Annotated in this window: 12 protein-coding genes and 1 riboswitch; of the genes, 3 read left to right on the forward strand and 9 right to left on the reverse strand. The window is 74.3% G+C overall.

Annotation, left to right across the window (positions count from 1 at the left end; all coding sequences use genetic code 11):
* Positions 1–15 precede the first annotated feature (15 nt).
* The 9 genes from JK356_RS17045 to rpsB form a co-directional block, all read right to left on the reverse strand.
* The gene (locus JK356_RS17045; RefSeq protein ID WP_201869065.1) at positions 16–1,056 is read right to left on the reverse strand and encodes an ABC transporter ATP-binding protein; all 1,041 of its coding nucleotides are present in this window, start codon (positions 1,054–1,056) and stop codon (positions 16–18) included.
* 5 nt (positions 1,057–1,061) lie between these two features.
* Positions 1,062–2,804 (reverse strand): iron ABC transporter permease, encoded by a 1,743-nt coding sequence (locus JK356_RS17050; RefSeq protein ID WP_201869066.1) that lies wholly within the window; start codon positions 2,802–2,804, stop codon positions 1,062–1,064.
* Positions 2,780–3,883, reverse strand: coding sequence for a thiamine ABC transporter substrate binding subunit (locus tag JK356_RS17055; protein ID WP_201869067.1), 1,104 nt, complete (start codon positions 3,881–3,883; stop codon positions 2,780–2,782). The genes JK356_RS17050 and JK356_RS17055 overlap by 25 nt, the downstream gene beginning before the upstream one ends.
* A gap of 37 nt (positions 3,884–3,920) precedes the next feature.
* Positions 3,921–4,026, reverse strand: a riboswitch (TPP riboswitch).
* Between the two features lie 116 nt (positions 4,027–4,142).
* On the reverse strand, positions 4,143–5,249 hold the full coding sequence (rlmN, locus tag JK356_RS17060; RefSeq protein WP_201869068.1) for a 23S rRNA (adenine(2503)-C(2))-methyltransferase RlmN: 1,107 nt from the start codon (positions 5,247–5,249) through the stop codon (positions 4,143–4,145).
* 36 nt (positions 5,250–5,285) lie between these two features.
* Positions 5,286–6,320: a phosphatidate cytidylyltransferase gene (locus JK356_RS17065; RefSeq protein WP_201869069.1), complete on the reverse strand. Its 1,035-nt coding sequence runs from the start codon at positions 6,318–6,320 to the stop codon at positions 5,286–5,288.
* Between the two features lie 78 nt (positions 6,321–6,398).
* A complete protein-coding gene (frr, locus tag JK356_RS17070) occupies positions 6,399–6,956 on the reverse strand; it encodes a ribosome recycling factor (RefSeq protein WP_201869194.1) in 558 nt (185 codons plus the stop codon).
* 37 nt (positions 6,957–6,993) lie between these two features.
* Positions 6,994–7,731, reverse strand: a complete 738-nt coding sequence (gene pyrH / locus JK356_RS17075) for a UMP kinase (protein WP_201869070.1) — start codon at positions 7,729–7,731, stop codon at positions 6,994–6,996.
* Between the two features lie 193 nt (positions 7,732–7,924).
* Complete coding sequence (tsf, locus tag JK356_RS17080) at positions 7,925–8,773, reverse strand: translation elongation factor Ts (RefSeq protein WP_201869071.1); 849 nt, start codon at positions 8,771–8,773, stop codon at positions 7,925–7,927.
* A 44-nt stretch (positions 8,774–8,817) separates the two neighbouring features.
* Positions 8,818–9,663 carry a 30S ribosomal protein S2 gene (rpsB, locus tag JK356_RS17085; RefSeq protein ID WP_201869072.1) on the reverse strand — a complete coding sequence of 282 codons (846 nt, stop codon included), beginning with the start codon at positions 9,661–9,663 and terminating at the stop codon, positions 8,818–8,820.
* Between the two features lie 378 nt (positions 9,664–10,041).
* Here rpsB and JK356_RS17090 point away from each other — a divergent pair, with 378 nt between their 5' ends.
* The 3 genes from JK356_RS17090 to dprA are packed head-to-tail and all read left to right on the forward strand — an operon-like array spanning position 10,042 to position 13,153.
* Positions 10,042–10,416 carry a YraN family protein gene (locus JK356_RS17090; RefSeq protein WP_201869074.1) on the forward strand — a complete coding sequence of 125 codons (375 nt, stop codon included), beginning with the start codon at positions 10,042–10,044 and terminating at the stop codon, positions 10,414–10,416.
* Complete coding sequence (locus tag JK356_RS17095; protein ID WP_201869075.1) at positions 10,416–12,023, forward strand: YifB family Mg chelatase-like AAA ATPase; 1,608 nt, start codon at positions 10,416–10,418, stop codon at positions 12,021–12,023. Before JK356_RS17090 ends, JK356_RS17095 begins: the two co-directional genes overlap by 1 nt.
* Positions 12,020–13,153, forward strand: a complete 1,134-nt coding sequence (gene dprA, locus JK356_RS17100; RefSeq protein WP_201869080.1) for a DNA-processing protein DprA — start codon at positions 12,020–12,022, stop codon at positions 13,151–13,153. Before JK356_RS17095 ends, dprA begins: the two co-directional genes overlap by 4 nt.
* The last annotated feature ends 106 nt before the right edge of the window (positions 13,154–13,259 follow it).

Here is a 13,259-nt window from a genome sequence, read left to right on the forward strand (position 1 = left end):
GCGTCCGGCTGCGGGTCAGCCGGGCAGTGTGGTGACCTCGGCCGGGTCGATGACGGCGCGGACGGTGGCGCCCTCGGCCGGGGCGCGGTGCGGCGGGCACGCCGCCTCCAGCTCCGGCCCGCGTTCGGGCGCCAGCAGCACCACCACGTGGTCGCCGCGGAAGGTGCGGGCGCGCACGGCGCAGCGCAGCCCCGGCCCCGCCGCGCCGGTCTTGGTGCCGCTGAGCGCGATGCCGGTGGGGCGGATCAGCAGCGTGGCGCGGCCCGGCGGGGTGCCCTCGGGCACGGGCACACGGCCCCAGGGCGTGTCGGCGCCCCGGCCGTCCACCGTCGCCTCAGCGAGGTTGCGGAAGCCGAGGAAGCGCGCGGTGAACGCGTCGGCCGGGCGCCGCCAGACCTCGGCCGGGGTGCCGGCCTGCGCGATGTGGCCGTCCCGCATCACGATGACGCGGTCGGCCAGCGCGAACGCCTCGCCCTGGTCGTGGGTAACGGCCAGCACCGTCGTGCCCAGCCGCTGGAACAGCTGCCGCAGCTCCACCACCAGCCGCTCCCGCAGCGTCCGGTCCAGCTGGCCGAGCGGCTCGTCGAGCATCAGCAGCCGGGGCCCCGGCGCCAGAGCACGCGCCAGCGCGACCCGCTGCTGCTCACCGCCGGACAGAGCCGTCACGGCGCGGCGCTGGGCGCCGGGCAGGCCGACCAGGTCGAGCAGCTCCGCCACACGCCGCTCCGTCTCGGCGCGCGGCGTGCGCCGCATCCGCAGGCCGAAGGCGATATTGCCGCCGACGTCGCGCTGCGGGAACAGCTGGTGGTCCTGGAACATCAGGCCCACCCCGCGCCGGTGCGCGGGCACCCGCGCCTGGTCGCGGCCGTCCAGCCGCACCTGCCCGGCGGTCACCGGGACCAGGCCGGCGACGGCGCGCAGCAGCGTGGACTTGCCGCTGCCGCTGGGCCCGAGGACGCACACGGTCTCGTGCGCCGCCACCTGAAGGCTCACCCCGGCCAGGGCGGTGCGGTCGCCGTAGCTGACGCGCACGCCGTCGAGTTCGAGCAGGGCCATCGTCCTTACGCCACCTCCCGGCCGGCCCGCGCCCCGGCGAGCGCACCGCGCGGGCGCACGCTCTCCAGCGCGAGCAGGGTCACGGCGCACAGCAGCGCCAGGATCACGGACAGCGCCATCGCCTGGCCGTAGGTGGTCTGCCCAGCACGGCCGAGCAGCTGGGCCACGGCGACCGGCAGGGTCGGGTTGCCGGCGCGCGCCAGGAAGACGGTGGCGCCGAACTCCCCCAGCGACACGGCGAAGGCGAACCCCGCCGCCACCACCAGGCCCCGGCGCAGCACGGGCAGGTCCACCTCGCACCACGCCCGCGCCGGCGAGGCGCCCAGCACCGCCGCGGCCTGCCGCTGCCGGTCGTCGATGGCGCGCAGCGGCGGCAGCAGCGTGCGGACCACGAACGGCACGGCGACCAGTGCCTGGGCCAGCGGCACCAGCAGCCAGGACGACCGCAGGTCCAGCGGCGGCTCGTCCAGCGCCACCAGGAAGCCGAAGCCGACGGTGACGGCGGACGTGCCCAGCGGCAGCATCAGCAGGGCGTCGATGCCGCGCAGCAGCCGCCCGGCGCGCACCGACAGCGCGGTCGCGGCCAGGCCGCCGACGACTAGGGCGATCACGGTGGCGACGGCGGCGAACCGCAGCGAGGTGCCGACGGCCTCCCAGGGCGCACCGAGGAACGTGCCGCCGTCCGGCGAGGCCAGCGCCCGGTAGTTGCCGAAGCCGTAGCCGTCCGGGGTGCGCAGCGAGCGTTCCACGAGGACCGCCAGCGGCGCCAGCAGCAGCACGACGACGCTGGCGAGCACCCCGGCCAGCAGCGCACGCTCCCCCGCTCCCCGCGGGCGCCGGGCGGTGCGGTCGGGGTCGGCCAGCCGGTGCGCGGTCTCGGTGCGGCGCACCAGGACGGCGTGCCCGGCCAGCAGGGCGGTGACGGCGGCGAACTGGAGCAGCGTCAGCACGGCGGCGGTCGGCAGGTCGAGGAACAGCGCGGTCTGCCGGTAGATCTCGACCTCCAGCGTGGCGTAGCGCGGCCCGCCGAGGATCTGGATGGTGCCGAAGGAGGTGAACGTGAACAGGAACACCATCAGCGCCGCGGCCGCCACGGACGGCGCCAGCGCGGGCAGCGTGACGCGGCGCCAGGCGGCGAACCGGCTCGCGCCCAGCACCCGCGCCGCCTCCTCCTGGCCCGGGTCGAGCCGCGCCCACATGCCGCCGACGACGCGGACGACGACGGCGTAGTTGAAGAAGACATGGGCCAGCAGGATCGCCCATACGCTCTCGTCCAGCCGCACCCCCCACAGCTCGTCGAGCAGCCCGCCGCGTCCGAGCAGCGCCAGGAACGCCGCGCCGGTCACGACGGTCGGCATGACGAACGGCACCACCACCACGGCGTGCAGCAGCCGCTTGCCCGGGAAGTCGAGGCGTGCGACCGCGTACGCGCAGGGCAGCGCGAGCGCCAGCGTGAGCCCGGTCGAGGCGGCGGCCTGCCAGACGGTGAACCACAGCACGTCCAGCGTGACCGGATCGGTCACCACCTCGGCGGCGCGCCCCAGCCGCCAGGCGCCGTCCTCGCGCAGCCCGCGCCCGGTGAGCGCCACGACCGGGTAGGCGAAGAAGACGGCGAAGAACGCCAGCGGCGGCAGCAGCAGCGCCAGGCGCACCACCGCCGTCCGGCGCGGGGCGCGGGCGGCCCCGGCGCTGGCCCGGCCGCTGCCCTGAGGGGTGCCGCCGGCTATCGCAGGACGAGAGACGTCCACGCGTCGATCCACTCGTCGCGGTGGCTGGCAATGTCCTCCGGGGAGACGGTCAGCGGTTCCTCGACGCGCTCCCCGTAGCGCGTGAACGCCTCGGGCAGCGGGGTGTCCTCGCGGACCGGGCTGACGAACATCGACAGCGGCACGTCGGCCTGGAACTCCTCGCTGAGCAGGAAGTCGATCAGCGCCCGCCCGCCCTCGGGGTTCTCGGCCCCCGCCAGCAGCCCGGCGAACTCGATCTGGCGGAAGCAGGTGCCGGTGGCCACGCCCGTCGGGGCCTGCTCGGGCCACTCGGACTCCGGCTGGCCGCCGAAGATCACCTCGGACGGCGGGCTGGAGGCGTAGGAGACGACGAGCGGCCGGTCGCCGCCGTTCGCGCCCCCGGCGGCGCCGGAGAACCGCTCGTTGTACGCCTGGTCCCAGCCCTCGGTGACCTCCACGCCGTTGCCGGCCAGGTCCCGCCAGTAGTCCTGCCAGCCGTCCTCGCCGTACTCGGCCACGGTGGCCAGCAGGAAGCCGAGCCCGGGCGAGGAGGTGGCCGGGTTCTGCACCACCAGCAGGTCGCGGTAGGCGGGATCGGCCAGGTCGTCCAGGGTCTGCGGCGGTTCCAGGCCGTGCTCGGCGAAGTAGGCCCGGTCGTAGTTGACGCAGATGTCGCCGGTGTCCACGGGCGTCACCCGGTGCTCCCCGGCGTCGAGCTGGTACTCCTCGGGCACGCGGTCCAGGCCCTCGGCGCGGTACGGCTCGAACACCTCCTCGTCCAGGGCACGGGAGAGCAGCGTGTTGTCCACGCCGAAGAGCACGTCGCCCTGCGGGTTGCCCCGGGAGAGGACCGCCTGGTTGACCACGACGCCGGCGTCGCCGCCGCGGAGCACGTTGACCCGGTAGCCGGTGCGCCGCGTGAACTCGTCGAGGACGTCCTCGGAGACCTCGAACGACTGGTGGGTGACGAGCGTGACCTCACGGCTTGCCGAGCCCTCGCCGTCTCCCCCGCCGTCCCCGCCGCCGCAGGCGGCGAGCGGCGCGGCGAAGCCGAGCGTGAGGGCGGCGGCCAGGGCGCCGCGGTAGCTGGTGCGCTTCATGCTGCTGCTTTCTCGGCGAGGCAGGCACGGGCGCACCGCGAGAGCGGTTCCGAACTTCCTACCCAGCATGACCTGGGCGAGGTTCGAGGGTCTGCGGCCGGTGCCGCACTCTCAGCGCTGCCCGCGCTCCCCTGTCGGAATGTGTGCGAAGACGGTGTGGACGGTGGTGGGCGAGCTGGACGACCTGCGTTCCGATGGTGCGATTGTCCGGCTCTGGTCGGCTCTACCATAGCAGCGGGCCGGGAACCGGCCCGCCCCGCTACCGGGCGGAGGCAGCGAGCTGCCCGCAGGCGCCGTCGATCTCCTGGCCCCGGGTGTCCCGCACGGTCACCGGTACGCCGTGCGCCTCCAGCGCGGCGACGAACGCCCGCTCGTCCTCGGGCCGCGAGGCGGTCCACTTCGAGCCCGGCGTCGGGTTGAGCGGGATCAGGTTGACGTGCGCGCCACGGCCCTTGAGCAGCCGTCCCAGCAGATCCGCCCGCCACTCCTGGTCGTTGATGTCGCGGATCAGCGCATACTCGATGGACACCCGCCGCCCGGAGGCGTCGGCGTAGGCCCACGCCGCGTCGAGCACCTCACGGACCTTCCAGCGGGTGTTGACCGGCACCAGGGTGTCCCGCAGCTCGTCGTCCGGCGCGTGCAGCGAGACGGCCAGGCGGCAGGACAGCCCCTCACCGGCGAAGCGCCGCATCGCCGGCACGAGCCCGACCGTGGAGACCGTGATGCCGCGCTGCGACAGGCCGGCGCCGTCGGGCGCCTCGTCCGTCAGGCGGCGGATGGCGCCCAGCACGCGGCGGTAGTTGGCCAGCGGCTCGCCCATGCCCATGAACACGACGTTGCTCAGCCGCGCCGGCCCGCCCGGCACCTCGCCGTCACGCAGCGCGCGCATGCCGTCGATGATCTGGTGGACGATCTCGGCCGTGGACAGGTTGCGGTCCAGGCCGGCCTGCCCGGTGGCGCAGAACGGGCAGTTCATGCCGCAGCCCGCCTGCGAGGAGACGCACATCGTCACGCGGTCCGGGTAGCGCATCAGCACCGACTCGACCAGCGTGCCGTCGTGCAGGCGCCACAGCGTCTTGCGGGTGGCGCCGCCGTCGCAGCTGACGTGGCGCACCACGCTCATCAGCGGCGGCAGCAGGGCATCGGCGAGGCGCCCGCGCGACGCCGCCGGGATGTCCGTCCAGTCGCCGGGCTCGCTGGTCAGCCGCGTGAAGTAATGCCGCGACAGCTGCCGGGCGCGGAACGGCTTCTCACCGAGCGCCCCGACCGCCTCGCGGCGCTCGGCGGGGGTGAGGTCGGCGAGGTGGCGCGGGGGTTTGGCGGCCCCGCGCGGCGCGACGAACGTGAGCTCTCCAGGTGCAGGCATGATGCCGCCAGTGTCGCAGACGCGGCGGGGAAACGCTCAGCCCGCTCCCGTGAAGACCAGCAGCAGCAGCCAGACCACGGGCGCGGTCGGCAGCAGCGAGTCGAGCCGGTCCATGACCCCGCCGTGGCCCGGCAGCAGGGAGCCCATGTCCTTGATGCCCAGGTCCCGCTTGATCATCGACTCGCCCAGGTCGCCCAGCGTCGCGCTGAGCGCGACCGCCAGGCCGAGCAGCAGCCCCTGCCACCACAAGCCGCCGTCGATGAGGAAGTGCACACACAGCGCACCCGCCGCCATGGCGAAGGTGACCGCGCCCGCGAGCCCTTCCCGCGTCTTGCCCGGGCTGATGCGCGGCGCCAGCTTCGTCCGGCCCAGCCGGTAGCCCACGGCGTAGGCGCCGGTGTCGCTGACGATCGTCAGCAGCAGGAAGGTGAACACGCGCCAGGCGCCGTCGTCCGCGGCGAGCATCAGGGCCACGAAGGTGGCCAGGAACGGCACGTAGAAGAGCGCGAACACCCCGGCCGTGGCGTCCCGCAGGTACGTCTCCTGCGCCCCCGCCGCCGCCCGCCACAGCAGCACGGCGAGCGCGGTGAGCGCCGTCGCCAGCCACGCGGCGAGCGCGCCCTCCGCGTACCCGGCCACGACCATGGCCGCCCCGCCCAGCGCGAGCGGCGGCAGCGGCAGGCGGATGTCCTTGCGCTCCGCCAGGCGCGAGGACAGCTCCCCGAGCCCGGCCACCACGGCGACCGCTATCACGCCCAGGAAGACGGGCTTGTAGACGAACAGCGAGGCGACGACGACCGCGCCCAGCCCCGCGCCCACCCCCACGGCGGCACGCAGGTCGCGTCCCGCCCGCCGGGACCGGGTACGGGCACCAGGGCCGCAGCCCGCGTCCCCGGCGCCGTCCCGCTTCTCACCGCCAGTGCCGGTCACCTTACGCATAGGCTGAGTGTGCGCCGCCTCGCCCGGGCCGCGCAGCGGACCCGCCGGACCGGACACCGGACCGGAGTGGGCGTAGGATGCGCCGGCCCGGGGGCCGGCGGCCCGGACCGGGCCCCAGGTTGATTCGTTCACGGGTCGCAGCGTCCTCTTCGGATCTCGGTCCTCGTCGGAGGGCGGCACGGAGGGCAGGGGCGTCTCTGCCCGCGGCCGTCAGACTTCGAGCAGCTCGGCTTCCTTGTGCTTGAGCAGCTCGTCCACCTGCGCCACGTACTTGGCGGTCGTCTCGTCCAGCTCCCGCTCGCCCCGGCGGCCCTCGTCCTCGCCGATCTCGCCGTCCTTGACGGCCTTGTCGATGAGCTCTTTGGCCTTGCGCCGCACGCCGCGGATCGAGATCTTCGCCTCCTCGCCCTTGGCCCGGGCGACCTTGATGTACTCGCGGCGGCGCTCCTCGGTCAGTTCGGGGAACACCACCCGGATGATGTGCCCGTCGTTCGTCGGGTTGACGCCGAGGTCGGAGTCGCGGATGGCCTGCTCGATGTTGCGCAGCGCGCTCTTGTCGAAGGGCGTCACCACGGCCATGCGCGCCTCGGGCACCGAGAAGGAGGCGAGCTGGTTGATGGGCGTCTTGGTGCCGTAGTACTCGGCCACGATCTTGTTGAACATCGCCGGGTGCGCACGGCCGGTGCGGATCGCGGCCAGGTCTTCCTTGGCGACCACGACCGTCTTCTCCATCTTCTCCTCGGCCTCGAGGAGGGCTTCTTCGATCACCACGTGCTCCTGCTTCGATGTCTGTGGCGGACCGGCTTCAGGCCCGCCGCCCCTGGTTGTTCACGAGTGTGCCGATCTTCTCACCCTTTACCGCGCGGGCGATATTGCCTTCCGCGAGGAGCTCGAACACCAGGATCGGGAGCCCGTTGTCCCGGCAGAGGGTGATCGCGGTGGAGTCGGCGACCCGCAGGTCCCTGGTGATGACCTCGCCGTAGTCCAGCGCGTCGAACTTCACGGCGTCGGCGTTCTTCGCCGGGTCGGAGTCGTACACGCCGTCGACGCCGTTCTTCCCCATCAGCAGCGCCTCGGCGTGGATCTCCAGCGCCCGCTGCGCCGCAGTGGTGTCGGTCGAGAAGTACGGCATCCCCATGCCCGCGCCGAAGATGACCACGCGCCCCTTCTCCAGATGGCGCACCGCGCGCAGCGGGATGTACGGCTCGGCGACCTGGCCCATGGTGATGGCCGTCTGCACCCGGGAGTCGATGCCCTCCTTCTCCAGGAAGTCCTGGAGCGCCAGGCAGTTCATGACGGTCCCGAGCATGCCCATGTAGTCAGAGCGGGCGCGGTCCATGCCGCGCTGCTGGAGCTGGGCGCCCCGGAAGAAGTTGCCGCCGCCGATCACGACGGCGAGCTGGACGCCGTCGCGGACGACGGCGCCGATCTCACGGGCCATGGCGTGCACGATATCGGGATCGACACCGAGCCCGCCGTTGCCCGCGAAGGCCTCGCCCGACAGTTTCAGCAGGAAACGGCGGGGCTTGTCGTCCTGGTTCATGGAACTCTCCTCGCGCACATACCGAGGAGGCCACCGCCAGCGGATCGCCACTCCATCCGCACGTCCCCTGCTGGCAATGGCCTCCTCGTCACAACCACGGTCACCGGGCCACGGCACGGCGGCCGGGCGTCTGCGACCCGACAATAGCGGGCCCGGGCCCGTCCGGCCGCCGATGGCGCGGCGGCAGGTGGTGTCAGGCGCCGACGCGGAAGCGGGTGAACGCGGTCACCGTGACGCCGGCCTCGTCGAGCACCTTCCGCACGGTCTTCTTGTTGTCCTTGGCGAACGGCTGCTCCAGCAGCACGTTCTCCTTGAAGAAGCCGTTGACCCGGCCCTCGACGATCTTGGGCAGAGCGGCCTCCGGCTTGCCCTCCTCCTTGGCGGTCGCCTCGGCGATGCGGCGCTCGTTGGCCACCGTGTCGGCGGGAACGTCGTCACGGTCGAGGAAGCGCGGGCTGAACGCCGCGACGTGCTGCGCGACGTCCTTGGCGGCCTCGGCCAGCTTGTCCTCGGGGCCCTGCTCGAACTGCACGAGCACGCCCACCTGCGGCGGCAGGTCGGGGCTGGTGCGGTGCAGGTAGGAGCCGACGTAGCCGCCGGCGTAGCGGGCGAAGCGGTCGAGGACGATCTTCTCGCCCAGCGTGGCGTTGGCCTCGTCCAGGTACTCCTTGACGCTCTTGCCCGGCTCGATTTCCGAGGCGAGCAGCGACTGAAGGTCCTCGGGGGCGGAGTCGAAGACGTGCCGGACGACGGCGCCGGCGACGGCCTGGAACTTGTCGCCCTTGGCCACGAAGTCGGTCTCGCACTTCAGCTCGACGAGCGCGCCGGCGCTGTGGTCGTCGGCGATCAGCGCGACGACGGCGCCGTTCTCGGCCGTGCGGCTCTCGCGCTTGGCCACGCCCTTCTGGCCCTTGACGCGCAGGATCTCCACGGCCTTGGTGACATCGCCCTCGGCCTCGTCGAGCGCCTTCTTGCAGTCCATCATGCCGGCGCCGGACAGCTCGCGGAGCTTCTTGACGTCGGCGGCGGTGAAGTTCGCCATGGTTACGTTGATTCTCTTCCCGGAGTCTTCAGTGGGTCGTGCCGTTACGGCTGCTGCTCGGCCGCGGCACCGGCCTCGCCCGCGGGCTTCTCCTCGGCGGCACCGCCGGCGGCACCGGCCTCGCCGCGCTCCAGCAGCTCACGCTCCCACTCCGGCAGCGGCTCGGCGGGCTTCTCGCCGCCCTTCGCCTCGGCGGCACCGGAGCGCGCGATGAGGCCCTCGGCGACGGCGTCGGCGATCACGCGGGTCAGCAGCGTGACCGAGCGGATGGCGTCGTCGTTGCCCGGGATCTTGTAGTCGACCTCGTCGGGGTCGCAGTTGGTGTCGAGAATGGCGACGACCGGGATGTTGAGCTTGCGCGCCTCGCCGACGGCGATGTGCTCCTTCTTGGTGTCAACGATCCAGACCGCGCTCGGCACCTTCTGCATGTCGCGGATGCCGCCCAGCGTCTTCTCCAGCTTGGCCTTCTCGCGCGAGAGGACCAGCAGCTCCTTCTTCGTGAGGCCGGAGGAGGCCACGTCGTCGAAGTCGATCTGCTCCAGCTCCTTCAGGCGCTGGAGACGCTTGTGCACGGTGGAGAAGTTGGTCAGCATGCCGCCCAGCCAGCGCTGGTTGACGTAGGGCATGCCCACGCGGGTGGCCTGCTCGGCGATGGCCTGCTGGGCCTGCTTCTTGGTGCCCACGAACATGACGGTGCCGCCGTGCGCGACGGTCTCCTTGACGAACTCGTAGGCACGGTCGATGTACGACAGCGACTGGAGCAGGTCGATGATGTAAATGCCGTTGCGCTCGGTGAAGATGAAGCGCTTCATCTTCGGGTTCCAGCGACGGGTCTGGTGCCCGAAGTGGACGCCGCTCTCCAGCAGCTCCCGCATCGTGACGACGGCCATGGCCGTTCTCCTTGTAACGCTCGGTTGTCCGCACCGGCCGGCTGGCCGGCGCTCCTGACGCCCCTGCGCGCCATACCCCGGACCGCCTGGCGGCAGGCGGCGCGGGGACCGAGTGACGCGTCCACCCAGGCACCGCGGCGGCAGCCGCCGCGCCGGATGGCGGGGCATGCGAGGTCGATCCGGTACCCGGATCGCCACCAGAAGTGTACGGGACCGCAGGGGCGCCACGACAGGGGCGCCGGTCGGCTGGCAGCGCCGCCACGGCGGCCCGCCCATCACCCGCACGGGTGACGCCGTCCTGCCCCGGCCCGGAGTTGTCCACAGCCTCTCACGCGGCGCGCCCTGCTTCGTCACAGTCAGTGACGGAGGTGAGGGCGGATGAACGCGCGAGGAGCGCTGGGCCGCTTCGGTGAAGGGGTGGCGGCGCGGTGGCTGCGGGAGGCCGGCATGGCCGTCCTGGAGCGGAACTGGCGGTGCGGGACGGGCGAGATCGACATCGTCGCGGCGGACGCCTCGTGCCTGGTGGTCTGCGAGGTGAAGACCCGGCGGGCGGGGTGCTTCCAGCACCCCATGGCAGGGCTCGGCCCGCGCCAGGCCGCGCGGCTGCGGCGGCTGGCGCAGCTGTGGCTGGCCGAGCGGTGGCTTGCGGTCCACCGGGCGCCCCCGCCCGGCGGGGTGCGGATCGACCTGGTCGGCGTGCTGGTGCCGGGGCGCGGCGCCCCCGTGGTGGAGCACGCGCGGGGGGTGGCGTGATGGGGTTCGCGCGCACGGGCGCGGTGGCCCTCACCGGCGTCGAGGGCGTCGTGGTGGAGGTCCAGGCCGACCTGGAGCCAGGGGTGGCGTCGTTCTCGCTGGTGGGCCTGGCCGACCGGTCGTTGAGCGAGAGCCGGGACCGGGTGCGGGCGGCGGTGGTCAACTCGGGGGCGGACTGGCCGCAGAAGAAGCTGACGGTCGGGCTGAGCCCGGCCTCCGTGCCCAAGGCGGGCAGCGGCTTCGACCTCGCGGTGGCCTGCGGGGTGCTGGCGGCAGCCGAGCGGATCGACCCCCGGTCCGTCGCGGACTTGGTGCTGGTGGGCGAGCTGTCACTGGACGGCCGGGTGCGGCCGGTGCGCGGGGTGCTACCCGCGGTGCTGGCGGCGGCCGACGCCGGGTACCGGCGGGTGGTGGTGCCGGAAGCGGCGGTGGCGGAGGCTGCCCTGGTACCGGAGATGACGGTGCTGGGCGTGCGGAGCCTGCGCCAGCTGATCGCCCTGCTCGCGGGCGAGCCCGTGCCGGAGGAGCCCGGGGAGCCGCCCGGGGAGGGGCCGCCGGGCGCGGCGTGGGGGCACCCGCAGCCGCCGGGGCTGTGCGGGCTGGCGGGCGCGGGCGGGCCCGAGCCCGACCTGGCGGACGTCGCGGGGCAGCACCTGGCCCGCAGGGCGCTGGAAGTCGCCGCGGCGGGACGCCACCACCTGCTGCTGCGGGGAGCCCCCGGCGCGGGCAAGACGATGCTGGCCGAGCGGCTGCCCGGTCTGCTGCCGCCGCTCACCCGTCAGGAGGCACTGGAGGTCACCGCCGTTCACTCGGTGGGGGGTTCGCTGCCGCCCGGCCGTCCGCTGATCGACCGGGCGCCGTTCTGCGCCCCGCACCACTCGGCCTCGATGGCCGCCCTGATCGGCGGCGGCAGCGGCTTCCCTCGCCCCGGCGCGGTGTCCCTGGCGCACCACGGCGTGCTGTTCATCGACGAGGCGGCGGAGATGAGCGGCCCGGCGCTCGACGCGCTGCGGCAGCCGCTGGAGTCCGGGCAGGTGGTGGTCGCGCGGGCCGCCGGGATCCTGCGGATGCCCGCGCGCGTGCTGCTGGTGCTGGCCGCCAACCCCTGCCCGTGCGGGCGGCACGGTTCGCCCGGCGGCGAGTGCGAGTGCCTGCCGTCTGCCGTCCGGCGCTACCAGGCGCGGCTGTCGGGTCCGCTGCTGGACCGCGTGGACCTGCGGGTGCCGGTGGAGCCGGTGGGGCGCGCGGAGCTGCTGTCGCAGGGCGGGCGGGGCGAGCCGACGGCACGGGTGGCCGGCCGGGTGCGGCTCGCGCGCGAGCGCGCCGCCGCGCGGTACGCGGACACCCCCTGGCGGACGAACGGCGAGGTGCCGGGGCACGAGCTGCGCACGCGCTTCGCGCCGGCGCCCGGCGCGCTGCTGCGCGCGGAGCAGGATCTGGAGCGGGGCCTGCTGACCGCCCGGGGGCTTGACCGGGTGCTGCGCGTGGCCTGGACGGTGGCCGACCTGGCGGGACATGACCGCCCCACGGCCGAGGACGTCGACGCCGCGCTGGAGCTGCGCACGGGCGTGCGGAGGGGCGCCGGGATCGCCGGGAGCCTGCCGTGACCGCGCCGGAGACCCGGCGCGCGCGGGCGGCGCTGACGCGGGTCACCGAGCCGGGCGACGCGCACGTCGGGCGCTGGCTCGCCGAGCGCGGCCCGGTGGCGGCCTGGCGGGCGCTGTGCGAGGACGTCCGGCCGCCGGGGATCAGCGCCGAGCGGTGGGCGGGGCTGCGGCTGCGGGCAGCGGGGGCGCGGCCGGAGCGGGACCTGGAGGCGGTGGCGCGGCTCGGGGGCCGCCTGGTGTGCCCGGAGGACCACGAGTGGCCCAGCCAGCTCGACGACCTCGGCCCGCTCCGGCCCGTGGCCCTGTGGGTGCGGGGCGCCCGCTCGCTGCGGTTCACGGCCCTGCGCTCGGTCGCGGTGGTCGGCGCGCGGGCGTGCACGGACTACGGCGCGCACGTGGCGGCGGATCTGGGCGCGGGGCTGGCGGGGCGCGGCTGGACGGTGGTCTCGGGGGCGGCGTACGGCGTGGACGGGGCAGCGCACCGGGGAGCACTCGCGGCCGGGGGTGTGACGGTGGCGGTGCTGGCCTGCGGCGTGGACACGGGCTATCCGGCGCGCCACCGGGAGCTGCTGCGCCGTGTCGCCGAGCACGGCCTGGTGGCAACGGAGCTGCCGCCGGGCGCGCGGCCGACGCGCGGCCGGTTCGTGCAGCGCAACCGCGTCATCGCCGCGCTGACGCGGGGCACGGTGGTGGTGGAGGCGGCGGCGCGCAGCGGGTCGCTGATCACCGCGCGCCAGGCCCGGCGGCTGGGCCGGCACGTCATGGCGGTGCCGGGCCCGGTGACCTCCGGGCTGTCGGCGGGGGCGCACGGGCTGCTGCGGGAGGACGCGGTGCTGGTGGCGGACGCCGGCCAGGTGGCCGAGGTGGCGGGCGCCATGGGTGAGCTGGCCGACGAGGAGGCTTCGCCGGTGGTGGCACGGGACCTGCTGCCGCCCCCGGCCGCCGCGGTGCTCGACGCGCTGCCCGCCTCGGGCACGGCGAGCGCGGAGCAGGTGGCGTGCGACGCGTGCACCAGCCCGGAAGCCGCCGAGGCCCGGCTGCACGAGCTGACCGCCCTCGGGTTCGTCGAACGCGTGGGCGAGCACTGGCAGTTGCGTCGCGCGACACTCCCGGCTGCGCCCCTGGCATAACACCGCGGTGCGGCAAGCGGAACGTATCTGCGCATGACGGGGTGCTCGCCACATGCGCACCGCGACACTACAGTCACGCTACGCTCACAGGGTTCTGGCACCAGAA

Origin of the sequence: Streptomyces sp. 7-21 (assembly GCF_016741785.1) — a bacterium.
In the GTDB taxonomy this organism is placed as follows: domain Bacteria; phylum Actinomycetota; class Actinomycetes; order Streptomycetales; family Streptomycetaceae; genus Streptomyces.